Genomic DNA, 18,099 nt, shown 5'->3' on the forward strand with positions numbered 1-18,099 from the left:
GAACAGTGTCCCGCGATTGCGCCGGGGCCGAGTTTGAGTAATGTTCCGCCCCCGAACCAACATGCGAATGCTGATGACCTGCGCCAAAAGAATTGTCCTTTCCCTGCTTGCCTGTGTCGCCACGCTGAGCGCCGCCAGCGCATACGCGCAAACGACCGAAGGCGTCGCCGCCCTGGTCAATGACGAGCCGATCACGACGGTGGATGTGCGCAACCGCATGCGCCTGATCATCGCCTCGACCGGCATGTCGCAGATCGACGAAGGCACGCTGGTCCGGATCCAGGATCAGGCCATGCGCGGACTGGTCGACGAACACCTGCAGCTGCAGGCGGCCGCCGAATACGACATCGAGGTGTCCGACGCGGAGATCAGCAACTCCCTGCTTGATCTCGCCGACCGCAACAACACCACTATCGACGTCATCATCCAGGACCTGCAGAATTCCGGTGTCGACATTTCCACCCTGCAGCACCAGCTTGAAGCCGAGATTGCCTGGCAGATCATCGTCAATGGCCGCTACGGCTCACGTATCCGGATTTCCGAGCAGCAGATCGAACTCGCCCTGGAACGCCTTGCTGCCAGTGCCTCCCAGCCTCAGTTCCGCATTTTCGAGATGCTGTTCGAAGTGCCGGGACCGGGTAGCGAAGAACAGACCATCCAGCGCGTCATCACGGTGATGAACCAGCTCCAGCAAGGCGCGACCTTCCCGGAACTCGCCCGCCAGTTCTCGGACGCACCGTCGGCTGCAAACGGCGGCGATATCGGCTGGATCACGGCATCCCAGTTGCAGCCGGAAGTCGCCGGGATCATGCCGCAAATGCGCGTCCAGTACGAGCAGAGCGGCGGCCGTGGCGCGCTGTCGAACCCGATCGAGGTGCCCGGTGGATTCATGATCATCGCCCTCGTCGGTGCCCGCGATGGCACGACGACGCTGCAATATGATCTCGTCCAGATCACCGTACCGACCAGCGCCCTGACCGACACGACCGCCGGCGATTTCGCCCGCGAGCTTGACGCCAACCCGACCTGCAGCCAGGCCGAGGCGGTCGCCGGCCGCATCCAGGGTGCCATCTATACACCGCTGGGCAGCATCTCGGCGGAAGCCGTGCTGCCGGCCATCCGGGATGCCCTGCAGCCCCTGGACGAAGGCGAGAACACCGGCGTGCTGCAATCGGGCGTCGGCCTGCAGGCCCTGATCATCTGTGATCGCGCGATCGCGGGCCCGGGCGTCCCGACCCGCGACGACCTGGAAAGCCAGTTGCGCGGCCAGCAATTGTCCTTGCTGTCCCGACGTTGGCTGCGGGATTTGCGTCGCGATTCAACGGTCGAGATTCGCGACTGATGCCGCCTCTGTCACCCGTCGCCGTGTCGATGGGTGATCCGGCCGGTATCGGCCCCGAGATCATCCTGAAAGCGTGGCATGACTGGCATCAACGCGATGCCGTTCCGCCGATGATTGCACTGGGCGATATCGACGCCTTTGCCGCGACCGCCCACGCGCTCGGTCTGCCGGCACCGCAGCCACTCCCCATCCCGACCCGCAAGGCCGCTACAGCACTGGATGGCCTGCCCGTTTTCGATGTGGGTATCAAGCTCGCCCGGGCGGTCCGGCCGGGAAGCGCCGAACCGGCCAACGCGGCATGCATCAAGGCCGCCATCGAAACCGGGGTGCGCCTGTGCCTGGACGGTCAAGCCAGCGCCCTGGTGACCGCACCCATCGCCAAGTCCGTCATGTACGAGGCCGGCTTCGCCTTTCCCGGTCACACCGAGTTTCTCGCTGAATTATGTGCCGAAACCCCCGTCGACGGACCGAGCGGACCGGCGATGATGCTTTCCGGTGGCGGCTTGCGCGTCGTCCTAGTCACCATACACGAGCCCCTCGCCCGGGCCCTGTCGCTGATCACACCGGAGCGCGTTGACGCAATCGCCCGGCTCACCAACCATGCGCTTCGGCATGACTTCGGAATCGCCAGCCCCCGGCTGGCCCTGGCCGGTCTCAATCCCCACGCCGGAGAAGGCGGAAATCTGGGCACTGAGGAGGTCGAACACCTCAATCCATTGGCGGAACGCCTCAGGCAGGACGGTATCAATATCAGCGATGCGCGGCCGCCCGACACCCTGTTCCATGCCGAGGCCCGGGCTGGCTATGACGCTGCCATCTGCCTCTATCATGACCAGGGCCTGATTCCGGTGAAGACGCTCGACTTCCACGGCGGAGTGAACATCACGCTGGGCCTGCCCATCGTGCGAACCTCGCCCGATCACGGCACCGCCTTCACTATCGCCGGCCAGGGCCTCGCCCGCCCGGACAGCCTGCTCGCGGCACTGGAACAGGCGGTTCGGATTGCGGAGTGCCGGGCATGAGCCTCGACCAGCTGCCACCCCTGCGCGATGTCATCGCCAGCCATGATCTGGGGGCGAAGAAGTCCTTCGGGCAGCATTTCCTGCTCGACCTCAACCTGACCGCCAAGATCGCCCGCCTCGCCGGCGACATGAGCCGCGACCAGGCGATCGAGGTCGGTCCGGGCCCGGGCGGTCTCACCCGCGCCATCCTGGCCGAGGGCGCGGCCTCCCTTCTCGCGGTCGAGATGGACTCCCGCTTCCTGGGCGCTCTGGACGAGATCAATATCGCCTCGGGCGGCCGCCTGACGGTCGAACAGGGCGACGCCCTCGCCGTGGATGAAACGGCGTTGCTGCCCGGTCCCGGTGACAAGGTCATCCTGTCCAACCTGCCCTATAATGTCGGGACGCAATTGCTGATCAAATGGCTGCAGGCCGAACCGATCTGGTGGCGCCGTGCCGTGCTGATGTTCCAGCGCGAGGTCGCCGACCGGGTCGTCGCCCAGCCCGGTGACAAGGCCTATGGGCGCCTCGCCGTGATCTCGCAATCACGCTGTCAGGCCCATCTGGCCCTGAAAATACCGGCCCGCGCCTTCACCCCGCCGCCCAAGGTGGAATCGGCGGTGGTGGTGCTGGATCCGCTGCCCGTCGCGCGGCAGTTCAAGGATGTCGTCGCGCTGGAGCGGATTACCGCCTCGGCTTTCGGCCAGCGTCGCAAGACGCTGCGCCGCAGCCTCGCCCAAGCCGCCGGACAGGCTGGTACCAGCGCCGACGCGCTGCTGGACGAGGCTGGGTTGAATGCCGGAGACCGGGCCGAGGTGATCGATATTGCCGGATTCCAGTCGCTGGCCCGCGCCTGGCGCGCCGCCTATGAGGCCAGCCGCGCCTGACGCCTACTGATCCATGATCGCGTCGACGAATTCTTCCAGCCAGGGATGGCGCAGCCGCTTGAGGCGTTCGGCGTGGAGGATCTCGTTGAGCTTCTCCAGCGCCCGCGCAAAATCATCATTGACGATGACATAATCATATTCGTGCCAGTGCGAAATCTCGTCCTTGGCGCGGGCCATGCGGTCCTTGATGATCTCGGGCGCATCCTGGCCACGCTTGCGAAGCCGGTCTTCCAGCAAGGCCAGGGACGGCGGCAGGATGAAGACACGCACGGCATCGTCCGGCGCCGCTGCAGCCAGCGCCTGGGCACCCTGCCAGTCGATATCGAACACCACGTCGCGCCCGTCCTCGACGGCTTCCATCACCGGCGTTTTCGGCGTGCCGTAATAGCGACCGAAGACCTCGGCCCATTCGAAGAACTCATCGTCCTCGATCTTCTTCTTGAATTCATCGACCGAGATGAAGTGATAGTCCTGGCCATCCACCTCGCCCGGGCGCGGTTTTCGTGTGGTCGCGGAGACCGACAGGACGACGTCGGGGTTCTGGCTCAGCAGGCGCTTGGACAGCGTCGTCTTGCCGGCGCCGGACGGGCTGGACAGGGCCAGCAGCACACCGCGTCGGCGGCCACGGAAGATCGGGGCGGGGTAGCCATCACTCGACATTCTGGATTTGCTCCCTGAACTGATCGACCGTGTTTTTGAGCGAAAGCCCGATCGCGGTCAGCGAAGAATCGGAGGACTTCGAGCATAGAGTGTTCGCTTCGCGATTAAACTCCTGTGACAGGAAGTCCAGCTTGCGGCCCACAGGCGAGCCGGTCGAGAGCAGGTCACGCGCCGAGACGATGTGGGCCAGCAGGCGATCGAGCTCCTCGCGCACATCCATTTTCATCGCCAGCATCGCCGCCTCGGTCGCCAACCGGTCTTCGGGCAAGCCTTCAGGCAGGAGTTCGGCGAATTTGGCCGCCAGCCGGTCGCGGATCGCATCGGTGCGGGTCGACGCGTGTCCGGCGGCCTCGTCGGTGAGGCGGCTGATCTCGTCGACATGCCCGGCGAGCACGTCGGCCAGGGCCGCCCCTTCTGCGCGGCGCGCTGCCCGCAGCCCGTCCAGGGCTTCGCCGAGGCTGGCCAGCAGGGCCTTGTCGAGATTGCGCGTATCGGTATCGGCCTCGCCCGGCTCGGCATCGATCAGGCCCGGCAGGGCCAGCATGCCGTCCAGCGTCGGTCGCGCGACCGCACCGCTGTCCAGCAGCGGGGCGGCCTGGTCGAGCAGGGTGCGCAGGCGCGCCATGTCGATCCGCACCGCACCGGTTTCGCTTTCCCGGCGCAGGTTGAGCGTGGCGTTGACATTACCGCGGGAAAACCGGGCCTTGGCCAGTTCACGCGCCTTCAACTCCAGCCGTTCAAAGCCGTTGGGCAGGCGGAAACGCGCTTCCAGACCCTTGCCGTTGACGCTGCGCGCCTCCCAGGTCCAGGTCCAGCCCGGTGACTGGCCATCTACGCGGGCAAAGCCGGTCATGCCCGACAGCACACCCATCTCAATTACCCCCATTGCGGCGCTGGCGCTCGACCCGGCGCCAGACCGCAACATTGCGCTGATGTTGGGCATAGGTATCGGCAAAGGCGTGACCACCGGTTCCGTCGGCAACGAAGAAGAGCGCGGTGCTCTCGGCCGGATTGAGCACGGCCGCGATCGATTCGGCACCCGGATTGGCGATCGGCGTCGGCGGCAGGCGCGGGATCTGATAGGTGTTCCAGGCGTTCTCGGTATTGTCGATCTCCGAGCGACGCAGGCCGCGTCCCAACGGGCGCCCCTGGCTGATGCCGTAGATGATGGTCGGGTCGCTCTCCAGCCGCATGCCGCGGCGCAGGCGGTTGACGAACACCGCCGCGACCTCGGGGCGTTCTGACGCGACACCGGTCTCCTTCTCGACCACCGAAGCCAGGATAATGGCCTCCTCGCGGCTGGTCACCGGCAGGTTTTCCGCGCGCGTCTCCCACAGGCGGTCCAGCAGCTCGGACTGGGCGGCGGCCATGCGATCGAGAACTTCCTGGCGCGAGGTGCCGCGCGTGACCAGATAGGTTTCGGGCAACAGAGTTCCCTCAGCGGGGACCTCGGTAATATCACCGGTCAGCACCTCAGCGGCGTTCAGCGTTTCGACGATCATGGCGCTGGTCAGACCTTCCGCGAAAGTCACGGGATACTGCACCGTCTGGCCGACACGGAGCTGTTCATAGATCTGCGCCATCGAAGCTTGAGCGGGAATGCGGTACTCACCGGCCCGCAGCACACCTTCACCGCCATCCAGGGTCACGGCAGCGCGAAAGATGCGGCGATCACTGATCAGGCCGGCAGTCTCGAGCTGGTTGGCAATCGAGATCAGACCGGCACCGCGCGGCAGCAGGATGATGGTCTCTTCGGCTGCGGGGCCCGGCGCGGCAAATTCGGCCTGCATCCACTTGTAGCCGCCATAGAGCGTGCCTACGGCCGCCAGGGCGAGCACAACCAAGGCAATGATCAGTCCGATGACAATACGGACCAAGCCGGATTTGGCCTTGGCCTTGGGCGCGGGCGCGTCGCTCATAATGGTGTCCCCGAAAACGCTTTACTCGGCCGCGACGAATACCACGGACGCATTGGTGCCGCCGAATCCGAATGAATTCGACAGGGCGGCCCGGACCGGGCGTCTGACAGCGGTGTGCGGCGCCAGATTGATCGCGGTCTCGACCGATGGATTGTCCAGATTGAGTGTTGGCGGGCAGACACCGTCGCGGATCGCCAGGATCGAGAAAATCGCCTCGACCGCCCCGGCCGCCCCCAGAAGATGGCCGACAGCCGACTTGGTCGAGGACATCACGACATCGCCGGCGGCCTCGCCGAACAGGCGTTCGACGGCGCGCAGCTCGATCTCGTCACCCTTGGGTGTCGAGGTACCGTGGGCATTCACATAGTCGATATCGGCCGGTGTGAGGCCGGCATCCTTGAGCGCCGCCGACATCGAGCGGAAACCGCCATCGCCGTCTTCGGCGGGCGCCGTGATGTGATAGGCGTCGCCGGACAGGCCATAGCCCTTTACTTCGGCATAAATCGTCGCGCCGCGGGCTTTGGCTCGCTCATAGTCTTCCAGCACGACCACACCGGCGCCCTCACCCATGACGAAACCGTCGCGGTCGGTGTCATAGGGACGCGAGGCCTTTTCGGGCGTTTCGTTGAAACCGGTCGACAGGGCCTTGCAAGCGATGAAGGAGGCGATGCCCAGACGGCAGACGGTCGCTTCGGCGCCGCCGGCGACCATCAGGTCTGCGTCGCCGCGGGCGACCATGCGGGCCGCATCGCCAATGGCGTGGGCCCCGGTCGAACAGGCCGTCACCACAGCGTGGTTGGGGCCTTTCAGGCCGTGCTTGATCGATACCTGGCCGGAGGCGAGATTGATCAGCATGCCCGGAATGACAAAGGGAGAGAGACGTCGCGGCCCCTTCTCGTGCAGCAGGACCGAGGCTTCATAGGTGGTTTCAAGCCCACCTATGCCCGATCCGATCATCACGCCGGCACGATGCCGCTCCTCTTCAGAGGCGGGCTCCCATCCTGAGTCCGCAATCGCCTCGTCGGCGGCTGCGATCCCGTACAGGATGAAATCATCGATCCGGCGCTGATCGCGGACGCTCATGACGCTGTCGGGGTCGAAAACCCCGGCCTCGCCTGCCCGTCCGCCGCCGCGTCCGTCTGTGCGTGGAACCAGCCCGGCCACACGGCAGGACAGGTCCGAGGTCTCGAAATGCTCGATGGAACCCAGACCGGACTGGCCGGCGAGAAGACGTTTCCAAACGACTTCCCGCCCGCAGCCCAGCGGCGTTACGAGCCCGATACCGGTGACGACAACGCGGCGCATGAGGGGGTGTTAGCCCACCTTCTCGGAGATGAACTTCACAGCGTCACCGACCGTCTGGATGTGCTCTGCGGCGTCATCCGGAATTTCGATGTCGAATTCTTCTTCGAACGCCATAACGAGTTCGACATTATCCAGGGAGTCGGCGCCCAGATCGTCGATGAAGCTGGCTTTGTCGGTGACCTTTTCGGCCTCGACATCAAGATGCTCAATGACAATTTTGGAAACGCGCTCGAGAACGTCAGACATTTCAGACCCTCATAGTGATTCACCGCGCCAATATAGCGGTGCAGGACAGGACGGGAAGCGGCGAAACAGTCGCCATTCCCAAGATGCGCGGGCAGTTAGCATGTTTCCCCCGGCAAGACCAGAATGGGAAACGCTGCCCGCAGGTTCGACTTCTACAGTTAAATCATCGCCATGCCGCCATTGACGTGCAGCGTCTGCCCGGTGACGTACCCGGCTTCTGCACTGGCGAGATAGACAACAGCATTGGCGATATCGTCGCCACTACCCAGGTCTCCGGCCGGTATTTTGGCCAGAATCGTGGAGCGTTGATCCTCATTGAGGACATCGGTCATCGGCGAGGCGATAAAGCCCGGCGCGACACAGTTGACGGTGACGCCGCGCGCCGCGACTTCCTGCGCCAGCGACTTGGAAAAACCGATCATCCCGGCCTTGGAGGCGCAGTAATTGGTCTGGCCCGGATTGCCGGTCACGCCGACCACCGAGGTGATGCCGACAATGCGGCCCCACCGCGCCTTCATCATGCCGCGAAGCGCCGCACGGGTGAGGCGGAAATAGCTTTCCAGATTGACCTTGATGACCGTATCCCAGTCCTCATCCTTCATCCGCATGAGGAGCTGGTCCTTGGTGATGCCGGCATTGGCGACAAGGATGTCCAAAGACCCCATCGCCTCGGCAGCCTGCTTGGGCAAGGCGTCGACTGCGGCCGCATCAGACAGGTTGCAGGGCAGGACATGGGCGCGCTCACCCAGGTCATCGGCCAGCTCCTGCAGCACGTGTTCGCGCGTGCCTGACAGGGCGACCGTGGCACCCTGTGCATGCAGCTTGCGCGCAATCGCATTGCCCAGCCCACCGGTCGCGCCGGTCACGAGAGCACTCTTGCCAGTCAGATCGAACATTCGATTTCCCTCCACTCAGGGCGTATTAAAGAACAGAAACAGCATCGGCACGACGATGAAACCCACAAGTGCCGCAAGGTAGCCCCAACCGACCAGCGTCGGCACCCGAGCGACGAAGCGTGCGCCCACAAAAACAAGCATTGACCCCAGGGTCCAGCCAAAGGCGATGAGGACGAAAATCGCGGCCGTATCGAGCACCCAACCCAACCAGATAATCTCGCCGTCCCGCCCCTGGCGCGCCTGACGCAAACGTTCAAGGATCGCGCCCTTGGAATAGTCCTTGGGCGCGCCCTCGCCCAAGCCTCAGGCCTCCGCCTTGAGGCTGGCCGCAAAGGCTTCCAGCCCCGCCGCCGCATTCAGCGGGACGCCGGTGGCATCCTTGGTCGTCCGCTTGAGCATGGTCGAGAGCACCTTGCCGGAACCGGCTTCAGCCAGCGTGGTGATGCCGGCCTCCTCGACCATCCACAACACGCTTTCGCGCCAGCGGACACGGCCGGTGACCTGTTCGACCAGCTGCTTGCGGATCGTTTCGACGTCCGAGGTCGGGCGTGCAGTGACATTGGCGACGACGGGCACGGACGGGGCGTTGATGGTCGCGGCAGCGAGCGCCTCGGCCATGGCGTCGGCGGCGGCCTGCATCATCGGGCAATGAAAAGGTGCCGAGACCGGCAGCTTCATCGCCTTCTTCAGGCCCAGCTCGCCGGCCTTGGCGATGGCGGCGTCGATGGCGGCGGTGGAACCGGAAATCACGATCTGGCCAGGCGCATTGTCATTGGCAATCGCGCACACGCCCGCGGTGGCACCGGCGGCAACGGCTGCGGCGGCCAGGTCTTCATCAGCGCCCAGAAGCGCCGCCATGGTACCCTCACCGACCGGCACGGCCTTTTGCATCGCCAGGCCGCGCAGCTTGAGCAGCTTGGCGGCGTCGGTGATCGACAGGGCACCCGCGGCGGCCAGGGCCGAATACTCACCAAGACTGTGACCGGCCACGAACTCCGCCGCGTTGACGTCTACGTCAAATTCGGCCCTGAGGACCGCCATCACGGCCAGGCTGGACGCCATCAGGGCCGGCTGCGCATTCTCTGTCAGGGTTAGCGTTTCGATGGGGCCGTCGGCCATCAGGCCGCTGAGATTCTGGTCCAGCGCCGCGTCGACCTCGTCAAGCACAGCCCGCGCACTGGCGAACTCGCCGGCCAGTTCCTGCGCCATGCCGACCGACTGGCTACCCTGTCCCGGAAAGACAAAAGCGAATTTCATGGCGATCCCTCCCCCATGAAGATTTTAGTTGAGGGCTGACTAGCCCCTGTCATGGTCCGCGCGCAAGAGGGGATGCGGCTTGCACATGCAGGCGGTTTCCGGTAATGCCCGCGCTTCGCTTGGTTGCGGTCCTTGTTTCAGACCGTCGGAACGTGGTGTTCCGGCAGGAGCAAGGAGCCGCCGCAGACCTGCCCGACCCTTCGGCAGGCATGCGCCGCAACCGTTATCGAAGGGAGCCTTCATGGCACTTTACGAGCACATCTTCATCGTGCGCCCGGACGTTTCTCCGGCGCAGATGGAATCTCTTCTCGAAGAGACCAAAGCCCTGATCGAAGAAAAGGGCGGCAAGACCGGCAAGATCGAATACTGGGGTCTTCGCAACCTGTCCTACCGCATCAACAAGTCGCGCAAGGGTCATTACGGCCTGATCGACATTGACGCGGAAGCTGACGTCATCAACGAACTCGAGCGCCTGCAGCGCCTGTCCGAAGATGTCATCCGTCACATGACGCTGCGCGTTGAAGCCCACACCGAAGAGCCGTCGGCCATCCTCACCAAAAAGGATGATCGCCGCGGTCGTCGCGAGCGGAACTAGGAGAACGAACGATGTCATCAGGCAATATTTCAAACCTGCCCGCGCGCCGTCCGTTCATGCGTCGCCGCAAGGTCTGCCCGTTCTCCGGTGAAAATGCACCGGCGATCGATTTCAAGGACCCCAAGCTCCTGCTTCGCTACATGTCCGAGCGTGGCAAGATCGTCCCGTCCCGCATCACCGCGGTCTCGGCCAAGAAGCAGCGTGAACTGGCCCGTGCCATCAAGCGTGCGCGTCAGCTGGCCCTGCTCCCCTATGTGGTCGATTAAGGAGAACTGACGATGAAACTGGTTCTCTTGGAACGTGTTGAAAACCTCGGCGTCATCGGTGACGTCGTGTCCGTGCGCCCCGGCTTCGCCCGCAACTTCCTGCTGCCGCAAGGCAAGGCACTGCGCGCAACCGAAGCCAACATGGCGCGCTTTGAAGTGGAGCGTGAGCTCCTCGAAAAGCGCAATGCCGAACGGGCTGCGGAAGCGGCTGAATCCGGCAAGACGATCGATGGCGAAAGCTTCGTCATGATCCGTCAGGCCGGTGAAAGCGGTCAGCTCTACGGTTCTGTCACCTCGCGTGACATCGCCGAGATCGTGTCGGAAAGCGGCACCAAGGTCGTCCGCTCGCAGATCGCGCTCAACGCGCCGATCAAGACGCTCGGCCTGCATGAGCTGAAGATCAAGCTGCACGCCGACGTGTCGGTGACCGTGACGATCAACATCGCCCGGTCGGAAGACGAAGCCGAACGCCAGGCCGCTGGTGAAGACGTGATCGCAGCCCAGGCTGACGAAGATCGCGCCATCGCCGACGCCCAGGCCGCCGAGCTCTTCGAAGCCAGCGAGGAAGGCCAGGAACTGGCTGCCCAGCGCGAAGCTGCCGAAGACGCCGGTGCAGACGAAAGCGAAGAGACCGAAGCGTAAGCGACTGTCACTTCAAACGTTTGAGGGAAGCGGGCCGGTCATCAGACCGGCCCGTTTTCTTTTGCGCGGCCGCCGGTGGTTATCCACACTTGTCCACAGCCTGCCCACACAGTTGTGGGCAATCACAGCCCGGGCCGTATCAGGGGGGTGTATCGCCGCGCCGCCTTCTGTATCCCAATGGGCATGACCACTGCACTCCTGCCCTACGAAGCCGAAACCGACGTCGCCGAGCTGGACTCGGCGCCGCACAATCTGGATGCCGAACAGGCCTTCCTGGGCGCCCTGCTCTACGACAACGAGATGTTCCACCGTGTCGCCGACTGGCTGAAGGCGGAGCATTTCTATGACCCGGTCCATGGGCGCATCTTCGAGACCGCGACCGACCTGATCGGGCGAGGCTCGCTGGCCGATGCGGTCGTGCTGAAGACCCATTTCGACCGCGATGACGGCCTCAAGGACATTGGTGGCACGACCTATCTCGCTGTCCTGATGGAAGGCGCCGCAACCGGCAATGCCGCCGTCGAATATGCCCGCATCATCTATGAACTGGCCCTGCGCCGCGAGCTGATCCGCATCGGCCACGATCTCGCCAATGCGGCCAGCGCCGACGCCGAGGTCCATGCCCGCGACCTGATCCAGGGCATCGAGCAGAAACTGTTCAACCTCGCTGAGGCCGGCTCGACCTCGCGCGGCTTTGTGTCTTTCAAGCAAGCGCTTACCGAGTCGGTGGCCTCAGCCGCCGCCGCGTTTGAACGCGATGGTGGACTGGCCGGCATCTCGTCCGGCCTGATGGAGCTGGATCGCAAGCTGGGCGGCATGCACCCGTCCGACCTGATCATCCTGGCCGGACGTCCGTCGATGGGCAAAACCTCGCTGGCCACCAATATCGCCTTCAACGTGGCCAAGGCCTATGAGCACGAGTTGCAGCCGGACGGCACCAAGAAGACCACCAAGGGCGGCGTCGTCGGTTTCTTCTCGCTGGAAATGTCGGCCGAGCAGCTGGCGACCCGTCTGATCGCCGATCACACCAGCATTCCCGGCTACATGATCCGCCAAGGCATGATCGACGCAACACAGTACGAGGAAATCCGCGACGGTGTTCTGGAGATCCAGAGCCTGCCGCTGTTCATCGACGATACCGGTGGCCTGCCGATCTCGGCGCTGGCCGCACGGGCGCGCCGCCTCAAGCGCACGCACGGCCTCGACCTGATCGTGGTCGACTACCTGCAGCTGATCACCTCGACCAAGGCCGGCTCGGGCAGTTCGCGGGTGGAGGAAGTCTCCGAGGTCACGCAGAACCTGAAGGCCCTGGCCAAGGAATTGGCGGTCCCGGTGATCGCCCTGTCCCAGCTGTCGCGTCAGGTTGAGAACCGCGAAGACAAGAAGCCCCAGCTCTCGGATCTGCGCGAATCGGGCTCCATCGAGCAGGACGCCGACGTGGTTTTGTTCGTCTATCGCGAAGCCTACTACAAGGAACGCGAGAAGCCGCGCGAGGACACGCCGGAATACCTGGCCTGGGAAGAGGAATTCCGGCGCATCGAGCGGGTTGCTGAAGTGGTGATCGGCAAACAGCGTCACGGTCCGATCGGCACCGCGAAACTGGCCTTTGACGGCATGCTGACCAAATTCACCGATCTGGAAACACGCTTTGACGAAGGCTATGACTGATACTGCGGCGACGCCCCGCCGGCCCCGTCCGGCTCCGCGACTGATCATCGATCTCGCCGCCATCCAGCGCAATTACGCCGCTCTGCAGACCCTCGCTCCGACGGCGACTGTCGGCGCGGTGGTGAAGGCCAATGGCTATGGCCTCGGTGCCGCTGAAGTGGTTCCGGCCCTCGCCGATGCAGGATGCCGATGTTTTTACGTTGCCCATACATCAGAAGCCCGCGAGGCGCGCGAGGCGCTCGCCGGGCGTCCGGCCGACATTTTTGTTTTCAACGGCTTCTGGCCGTCCGATCTGGAGGAATTGCGCCAACTCTCGCTATTCCCCGTCATCAACGACCTGCACCAACTGGACGACCTCCGCATGCTGGCGCCGGACCTGCCCTGTGCGATCCATTTCGACACCGGCATGAGCCGGCTGGGCCTGGACGCGGCGGAGACAGAGACTTTGCTCGCCGACCCGGCCCGCATCGACGCCCTCGACGTGCGCCAGATCATGAGCCACCTCGCCTGCGCCGACGAGCCGGACCACCCGCTCAACGAGCAACAGCGGCAGCGCTTTGAGCGGATCCGTCACGCTTTTCCGGGCATACCCGCCAGCCTGTCCAACTCCGCCGGTGTCCTGCTGGGTCAAGGCTATCATTTCGACATGCTGCGCCCCGGCCTCGCCCTGTTCAGCCGCATGCCGGCGCCGGGGCGGACATCGCCGTTCGAACCGGTGGTGACGATCGACGCGCCCATACTCCAGATCCGCACATTGCAACCCGGTGACAACGTCGGATATGGCGCCAGCTGGACAGCCGACCGGCCACGCCGGGTCGCGACCGTCGCTGCCGGTTATGCGGACGGATTGTTGCGGGCCTTCGGCAATGGCGGATATGGCCGGATTGGCGATGCGAGAGTGCCGATCCTCGGGCGGGTTTCGATGGACCTGATCTGCGTCGATATCGATGCGGTGGACGAGCCGGTACGGCCCGGAGATCCCGTGCGATTCCTGGGCGCGGACATTGAAGACATGGCCGGTAGCGCCGCGACGATCTCCTATGAATTCCTGGTGCGCCTCGGCATCCGGTTCGATCGCAGTTACCTGCGCTGATGAAAACCGGTCGGACAGGCGACACCCACATGACTTGTTCTGTCACCCCGGTCAGCTGGTATACCCCCAACAAGGGAGGCCCGATCGATGGCGCGCGCTGAAACCAATTATGTCTGCCAGTCCTGTGGCGGTGCCCAGCCCAAATGGGCCGGGCGCTGTGACGCTTGTGGCGAATGGAACACGCTGATCGAGGAAGCGCCTTCGGCGCCCTTGGGCACACAAGCGACCGCTGGCAAGCGGCGTGGTCGCGCCGCCCGTCTGAACCTCGTCGACCTCGGCTCGGAGAGCCCGGAACCCGCGCGCCTGCAATCCGGCATCAGCGAGCTCGACCGGGTCTGCGGTGGCGGCCTGGTACCCGGGTCCGCCATTCTGGTCGGCGGCGACCCCGGGATCGGCAAATCCACGCTACTGCTGCAGATGATGGCCCAGATCGCCCGCAGCGAGGCGCGGGCCATCTATGTCTCCGGCGAGGAAGCCATCGACCAGGTCCGCCGACGCGCCCGACGTCTGGGTCTGGCCGACGCCCCGGTCTCGCTCGCCTCGGAGACCGCCCTGAACGATATTCTTGACGGGTTGAAGGCGGAAAAGCCGGACATTGTGGTCATTGATTCAATCCAGACCGTGTGGTCGGACCAGCTCGCCGCTGCGCCCGGTACCGTCGCCCAGGTTCGCGCCTGTGCCCAGGAGCTGGTTCGCTTCGCCAAGAAAAGCAATTGCACGGTCATCCTGGTCGGCCATGTCACAAAGGACGGCCAGATCGCCGGGCCGCGCGTGGTCGAGCACATGGTCGATGCCGTGCTCTATTTCGAAGGCGAGCGCTCGCACCAGTTCCGCATCCTGCGCGCGGTCAAGAACCGCTTTGGCCCGACCGACGAGATCGGCGTGTTCGAAATGGGCGACAAGGGTCTGGCGGAAGTGACCAACCCCTCCTCGCTCTTCCTCGACGGTCGCGGTGGCGACACGCCGGGTGCCGCCGTCTTCGCCGGCATGGAAGGCACCCGCCCGGTGCTGTCCGAAATCCAGGCGTTGGTCGCGCCGGCCGCTTTCGGGACCGCGCGTCGGGCGGTGGTCGGCTGGGACAGCGGCCGGCTGGCCATGGTGCTGGCGGTGCTGGAAGCACGCTGCGGCGTCGATATCGCCGGGCGCGACATTTTCCTCAATGTGGCGGGTGGCCTGAAAATCACCGAGCCGGCTGCCGATCTGGCGGTCGCCGCGGCCATCGTGTCCTCGGCGCTCGATGTCGCCCTACCCGCCGACGGGGTCGTTTACGGAGAAATCAGTCTTTCCGGCGATGTTCGTCCGGTCGGACGCAGTGATTCGCGGCTCAAGGAAGCGGCCAAGCTTGGCTTCACGCGAGCCATCGCTCCCCAGGCTGCAGCCGACGAGACCGCCCCGATCCGGGTCGATGGCGTGGCCACGGCGCTCGAATTGGTGCAGACTCTGCGGGCTATGGCGGGCGAATAGTTAGGAGTGTCGCGGCGATGGATTCAACGCTTACTGCCTTTGACGGCATCGGTCTGACCATCCTTCTGGCCTCGGGCCTTCTGGCCCTGGTGCGCGGTTTCGTGCGCGAGGCCCTGTCTGTGACAGCCTTTGTCGCCGCTTCGCTGGCAACCTTGTGGGCACTGCCCGCCTTCATCGGCCCGGCGCGCGACATGATTGATCCGGACTGGCTGGCCCCGCTGGCGATCGGCGCCATCGTCTTCATCGTCATCTATCTGGCCGTCACCTTCGTGACGAGTTCACTGTCCCGGGGCCTCGCCAAGGGCGAGGACGTCAATGTCGTCGACCGCACGCTGGGCTTTGCCTTTGGCCTGATGCGCGGCCTCGTTCTGCTGGGCCTGGGCGTGATCTTCATGGCCGCCACTTTCGGCGAGAATGGCCGCCCGCCGGCCAGCATCACCCAGGCGCGCATCTATCCGCTGGTCAATGCAACGGCGCGGGCCCTGCAGACCCTGGCGCCGGAAAGTTCGCGAATCGGCTCGACCGCGCCCCTGCCCGGTGGCCGCACCGACCCGATTGCAGAAACAATAAGAAATAATGACACCTCCTATGGCAGACGCGACCGAAACCGACTAGATGACCTCATCGGTTCGACCACGGATGACCAGGAAGACGATGGATGAGCGACCACAGCGCCATTCCCGCCACACTGACCTACGATCCGGAGAGTGATCGCCCACAGGAAGAATGCGGCGTGTTTGCCGTATATGGCGCCGATGACGCCTCTATCCTGACCGCGCTCGGCCTCCATGCGCTCCAGCATCGAGGCCAGGAAGCTTGCGGTATCGCGACCCATGACGGGTCGCGTTTTCATATTGAACGCTATCTCGGCCTGGTCGGTGAGAACTTCACCTCGCCCGACATGCCGCAACGCCTGCCCGGCCGCGTCGCCATCGGCCATGCCCGCTATTCCACCCAGGGCGCCTCGGTGCTGCGCAATGTGCAGCCGCTGTTCGCCGACGTCCGCGGCGGCGGCATCGCCCTCGCCCACAACGGCAATCTGACCAATGCCCGCGTCCTGCGCGAGGAATTGGTCAATCATGGCCAGATCTTCCAGTCGACCTCGGACAGCGAGGTGGTGCTCCACCTGGCCGCCCTGTCGAAGAAGAGCAAGCTGACCAATCGGGTGCTGTCGGCGCTCAAGCAGGTCCAGGGGGCTTTCGCCTTCGTCGCCGTCGTCAATGACCGGCTGATCGTCGCCCGCGACCCGTTCGGCATCCGGCCGCTGGTCATGGGACGCTTGGGTGACGCCTATGTGTTCGCCTCGGAAACCTGCGCCCTCGACATGGTCGGTGCCAAGTTCGAACGTGAGATCGAACCCGGTGAAGCCGTGGTGGTCAATGAGGACGGCTTGCGGTCGGAGCGTTTCGCCCCGGCTCACCCGGCCCAGATCTGCGCCTTCGAATACATCTATTTCGCGCGTCCGGATTCGGTGATCGAGGGGCGCAGCGTCTACGAGGCCCGCAAGGAGATGGGACGCCAGCTGGCGCTGGAGACACCGGCCGATGTCGATGTCATCATTCCCGTACCCGACAGCGGCGTGCCCGCGGCGATCGGCTATTCCGAAGCGTCCGGCATTCCGTTCGAGCTGGGCATCATCCGCTCGCACTTCGTCGGCCGGACCTTCATCCAGCCGACCCAGGACCGGCGCGACCTGTCGGTTCGCCGCAAACATGCAGCCAACGCCGCCGTCGTCAAAGGCAAGCGCGTCCTCCTGATCGACGATTCGATCGTGCGCGGAACGACCTCCCTGAAGATTGTCCGGATGATGCGCGAAGCGGGAGCCCTGGAAGTTCACTTCCGCTCGGCCTGCCCGCCGATCAAGCATCCCGATTTCTACGGCATCGACATGGCCGGCCGCGACGAGCTGATTGCCGCCAACATGTCCGTCGAGGACATGGCGGCGAAACTTGAGGCCGACAGTCTCGGCTTCCTGACCGTGAACGGGCTTTACCAGGCCGTCATCGGCGCAGCCCGCAATGACAAGCTGCCCCAGCTGGCCGATCACTATTTCACGGGTGAATACCCGACGCACCTGGCCGATCACGACCGTGATCTCTCGGCCAAGGAATTCCAGCTCTCCTTCCTGGTGGACGCATGACCCAGACAGATCTTGACGGCCGCCTCGCTCTCGTCAGCGGGGCGTCACGCGGTATTGGCCGCGCCATGGCGCTCGAACTGGCCAAGGCCGGTGCCCATGTCATCGCCACGGCCCGGACAACGGGCGGCCTGGAAGAACTCGATGATGACATCGTGAAAGCGGGCGGTAGCTGCACCATCGTACCGCTGGACCTGATGAGTCCGGACGGGATCGAAAAGCTGGGCGGCGTGATCACAGAACGGTGGGAAAAACTCGATATCCTGCTCGCCAATGCCGGATCGCTGGGCGTGCTGACGCCGGCCTCGCAGGTGAAGTCCAAGACCTGGCATGATGTGATCGGGGTCAACCTGATGGCCCCGGCCCGCATGATCCGGGCTTTCGAGCCGCTCCTGCTGGCCTCTGACGCCGGTCGGGCGGTGTTCATATCGTCGGGTGCCGCCAGTTCACGCCGCGCCTTCTGGGCGCCCTATGCGGCCTCCAAGGCGGCGCTCGACGCGCTGGTCGAAAGCTGGGCCAATGAACACGTCAACAATCCGAAGATTCGGATCAACACGGTCTATCCGGGTGCCCTGCGCACGCAGATGCGCTCCAAGGCCTTCCCGGGCGAGAACCCGGACACGCTGCCGGAGCCGTCCGCCCTATGGCCGACCATCGCCGAACTGGTAAGCCCGGATTGCACGCGCAATGGTGAAACCGTCCGGTTTGACGGCTAGCAAAC

The 18,099-nt window shown here is 64.5% G+C and carries 20 protein-coding genes; 12 read left to right on the plus strand and 8 right to left on the minus strand.

Annotated elements, in window-relative coordinates; genetic code table 11:
- The first annotated feature begins 73 nt into the window (after positions 1–73).
- From VOI18_RS14565 to rsmA, 3 genes are read left to right on the plus strand one after another with little or no spacing between them, the layout of a single operon-like run.
- The gene (locus tag VOI18_RS14565) at positions 74–1,342 is read left to right on the plus strand and encodes a peptidylprolyl isomerase (RefSeq protein ID WP_323763149.1); all 1,269 of its coding nucleotides are present in this window, start codon (positions 74–76) and stop codon (positions 1,340–1,342) included.
- Entirely contained in the window at positions 1,342–2,364 is a 1,023-nt protein-coding gene (gene pdxA, locus VOI18_RS14570; protein WP_323763150.1) for a 4-hydroxythreonine-4-phosphate dehydrogenase PdxA, read from the plus strand. The genes VOI18_RS14565 and pdxA overlap by 1 nt, the downstream gene beginning before the upstream one ends.
- Positions 2,361–3,230: a 16S rRNA (adenine(1518)-N(6)/adenine(1519)-N(6))-dimethyltransferase RsmA gene (gene rsmA, locus VOI18_RS14575; RefSeq protein ID WP_323763151.1), complete on the plus strand. Its 870-nt coding sequence runs from the start codon at positions 2,361–2,363 to the stop codon at positions 3,228–3,230. Before pdxA ends, rsmA begins: the two co-directional genes overlap by 4 nt.
- Before the next feature lie 3 nt (positions 3,231–3,233).
- On the opposite strand, the gene gmk is transcribed toward rsmA, so the two are convergent.
- The 8 genes from gmk to fabD form a co-directional block, all read right to left on the minus strand.
- On the minus strand, positions 3,234–3,890 hold the full coding sequence (gene gmk, locus VOI18_RS14580; RefSeq protein WP_323763152.1) for a guanylate kinase: 657 nt from the start codon (positions 3,888–3,890) through the stop codon (positions 3,234–3,236).
- Complete coding sequence (locus tag VOI18_RS14585) at positions 3,880–4,761, minus strand: YicC/YloC family endoribonuclease (RefSeq protein ID WP_323763153.1); 882 nt, start codon at positions 4,759–4,761, stop codon at positions 3,880–3,882. The genes gmk and VOI18_RS14585 overlap by 11 nt, the downstream gene beginning before the upstream one ends.
- A gap of 1 nt (position 4,762) precedes the next feature.
- A complete protein-coding gene (mltG, locus tag VOI18_RS14590) occupies positions 4,763–5,809 on the minus strand; it encodes an endolytic transglycosylase MltG (protein WP_323763154.1) in 1,047 nt (348 codons plus the stop codon).
- 21 nt (positions 5,810–5,830) lie between these two features.
- Complete coding sequence (gene fabF / locus VOI18_RS14595; RefSeq protein WP_323763155.1) at positions 5,831–7,114, minus strand: beta-ketoacyl-ACP synthase II; 1,284 nt, start codon at positions 7,112–7,114, stop codon at positions 5,831–5,833.
- A gap of 9 nt (positions 7,115–7,123) precedes the next feature.
- The gene (locus VOI18_RS14600) at positions 7,124–7,360 is read right to left on the minus strand and encodes an acyl carrier protein (RefSeq protein ID WP_011643156.1); all 237 of its coding nucleotides are present in this window, start codon (positions 7,358–7,360) and stop codon (positions 7,124–7,126) included.
- A gap of 158 nt (positions 7,361–7,518) precedes the next feature.
- Complete coding sequence (gene fabG / locus VOI18_RS14605) at positions 7,519–8,256, minus strand: 3-oxoacyl-[acyl-carrier-protein] reductase (protein ID WP_323763156.1); 738 nt, start codon at positions 8,254–8,256, stop codon at positions 7,519–7,521.
- Positions 8,257–8,271: 15 nt separating this feature from the next.
- A complete protein-coding gene (locus tag VOI18_RS14610) occupies positions 8,272–8,556 on the minus strand; it encodes a hypothetical protein (RefSeq protein ID WP_323763157.1) in 285 nt (94 codons plus the stop codon).
- A 3-nt stretch (positions 8,557–8,559) separates the two neighbouring features.
- The gene (gene fabD, locus VOI18_RS14615) at positions 8,560–9,513 is read right to left on the minus strand and encodes an ACP S-malonyltransferase (RefSeq protein WP_323763158.1); all 954 of its coding nucleotides are present in this window, start codon (positions 9,511–9,513) and stop codon (positions 8,560–8,562) included.
- A 241-nt stretch (positions 9,514–9,754) separates the two neighbouring features.
- Here fabD and rpsF point away from each other — a divergent pair, with 241 nt between their 5' ends.
- The 9 genes from rpsF (at position 9,755) to VOI18_RS14660 (ending at position 18,094) form a co-directional block, all read left to right on the plus strand.
- Positions 9,755–10,108, plus strand: a complete 354-nt coding sequence (gene rpsF / locus VOI18_RS14620) for a 30S ribosomal protein S6 (protein ID WP_011643152.1) — start codon at positions 9,755–9,757, stop codon at positions 10,106–10,108.
- Positions 10,109–10,119: 11 nt separating this feature from the next.
- Positions 10,120–10,374, plus strand: a complete 255-nt coding sequence (gene rpsR / locus VOI18_RS14625) for a 30S ribosomal protein S18 (RefSeq protein ID WP_011643151.1) — start codon at positions 10,120–10,122, stop codon at positions 10,372–10,374.
- 12 nt (positions 10,375–10,386) lie between these two features.
- The gene (gene rplI / locus VOI18_RS14630; RefSeq protein ID WP_323763159.1) at positions 10,387–11,016 is read left to right on the plus strand and encodes a 50S ribosomal protein L9; all 630 of its coding nucleotides are present in this window, start codon (positions 10,387–10,389) and stop codon (positions 11,014–11,016) included.
- A 183-nt stretch (positions 11,017–11,199) separates the two neighbouring features.
- Positions 11,200–12,684 carry a replicative DNA helicase gene (locus tag VOI18_RS14635; protein ID WP_323763160.1) on the plus strand — a complete coding sequence of 495 codons (1,485 nt, stop codon included), beginning with the start codon at positions 11,200–11,202 and terminating at the stop codon, positions 12,682–12,684.
- Positions 12,677–13,777 carry an alanine racemase gene (alr, locus tag VOI18_RS14640; protein ID WP_323763161.1) on the plus strand — a complete coding sequence of 367 codons (1,101 nt, stop codon included), beginning with the start codon at positions 12,677–12,679 and terminating at the stop codon, positions 13,775–13,777. The genes VOI18_RS14635 and alr overlap by 8 nt, the downstream gene beginning before the upstream one ends.
- A gap of 87 nt (positions 13,778–13,864) precedes the next feature.
- Entirely contained in the window at positions 13,865–15,241 is a 1,377-nt protein-coding gene (gene radA / locus VOI18_RS14645; protein WP_323763162.1) for a DNA repair protein RadA, read from the plus strand.
- Positions 15,242–15,258: 17 nt separating this feature from the next.
- Complete coding sequence (locus tag VOI18_RS14650) at positions 15,259–15,903, plus strand: CvpA family protein (RefSeq protein ID WP_323763163.1); 645 nt, start codon at positions 15,259–15,261, stop codon at positions 15,901–15,903.
- Positions 15,900–17,381: an amidophosphoribosyltransferase gene (gene purF / locus VOI18_RS14655; RefSeq protein WP_323763164.1), complete on the plus strand. Its 1,482-nt coding sequence runs from the start codon at positions 15,900–15,902 to the stop codon at positions 17,379–17,381. The genes VOI18_RS14650 and purF overlap by 4 nt, the downstream gene beginning before the upstream one ends.
- Entirely contained in the window at positions 17,378–18,094 is a 717-nt protein-coding gene (locus tag VOI18_RS14660; RefSeq protein WP_323763165.1) for an SDR family NAD(P)-dependent oxidoreductase, read from the plus strand. The genes purF and VOI18_RS14660 overlap by 4 nt, the downstream gene beginning before the upstream one ends.
- Positions 18,095–18,099 lie beyond the last annotated feature (5 nt).

The organism is Maricaulis sp., assembly GCF_034670125.1.
In the GTDB taxonomy this organism is placed as follows: domain Bacteria; phylum Pseudomonadota; class Alphaproteobacteria; order Caulobacterales; family Maricaulaceae; genus Maricaulis.

Excerpts from the sequence above, each read along its gene's own strand:
- fabD (WP_323763158.1), bottom strand. The coding sequence starts at position 9,513 with ATGAAATTCGCTTTTGTCTTTCCGGGACAGGGTAGCCAGTCGGTCGGC.
- VOI18_RS14585 (WP_323763153.1), bottom strand. The coding sequence starts at position 4,761 with ATGGGTGTGCTGTCGGGCATGACCGGCTTTGCCCGCGTAGATGGCCAG.
- purF (WP_323763164.1), top strand. The coding sequence starts at position 15,900 with ATGAGCGACCACAGCGCCATTCCCGCCACACTGACCTACGATCCGGAG.
- pdxA (WP_323763150.1), top strand. The coding sequence starts at position 1,342 with ATGCCGCCTCTGTCACCCGTCGCCGTGTCGATGGGTGATCCGGCCGGT.
- radA (WP_323763162.1), top strand. The coding sequence starts at position 13,865 with ATGGCGCGCGCTGAAACCAATTATGTCTGCCAGTCCTGTGGCGGTGCC.
- gmk (WP_323763152.1), bottom strand. The coding sequence starts at position 3,890 with ATGTCGAGTGATGGCTACCCCGCCCCGATCTTCCGTGGCCGCCGACGC.
- mltG (WP_323763154.1), bottom strand. The coding sequence starts at position 5,809 with ATGAGCGACGCGCCCGCGCCCAAGGCCAAGGCCAAATCCGGCTTGGTC.
- VOI18_RS14660 (WP_323763165.1), top strand. The coding sequence starts at position 17,378 with ATGACCCAGACAGATCTTGACGGCCGCCTCGCTCTCGTCAGCGGGGCG.
- fabG (WP_323763156.1), bottom strand. The coding sequence starts at position 8,256 with ATGTTCGATCTGACTGGCAAGAGTGCTCTCGTGACCGGCGCGACCGGT.
- fabF (WP_323763155.1), bottom strand. The coding sequence starts at position 7,114 with ATGCGCCGCGTTGTCGTCACCGGTATCGGGCTCGTAACGCCGCTGGGC.
- rpsR (WP_011643151.1), top strand. The coding sequence starts at position 10,120 with ATGTCATCAGGCAATATTTCAAACCTGCCCGCGCGCCGTCCGTTCATG.
- alr (WP_323763161.1), top strand. The coding sequence starts at position 12,677 with ATGACTGATACTGCGGCGACGCCCCGCCGGCCCCGTCCGGCTCCGCGA.
- VOI18_RS14635 (WP_323763160.1), top strand. The coding sequence starts at position 11,200 with ATGACCACTGCACTCCTGCCCTACGAAGCCGAAACCGACGTCGCCGAG.
- VOI18_RS14650 (WP_323763163.1), top strand. The coding sequence starts at position 15,259 with ATGGATTCAACGCTTACTGCCTTTGACGGCATCGGTCTGACCATCCTT.
- rpsF (WP_011643152.1), top strand. The coding sequence starts at position 9,755 with ATGGCACTTTACGAGCACATCTTCATCGTGCGCCCGGACGTTTCTCCG.
- VOI18_RS14565 (WP_323763149.1), top strand. The coding sequence starts at position 74 with ATGACCTGCGCCAAAAGAATTGTCCTTTCCCTGCTTGCCTGTGTCGCC.
- rplI (WP_323763159.1), top strand. The coding sequence starts at position 10,387 with ATGAAACTGGTTCTCTTGGAACGTGTTGAAAACCTCGGCGTCATCGGT.
- VOI18_RS14600 (WP_011643156.1), bottom strand. The coding sequence starts at position 7,360 with ATGTCTGACGTTCTCGAGCGCGTTTCCAAAATTGTCATTGAGCATCTT.
- rsmA (WP_323763151.1), top strand. The coding sequence starts at position 2,361 with ATGAGCCTCGACCAGCTGCCACCCCTGCGCGATGTCATCGCCAGCCAT.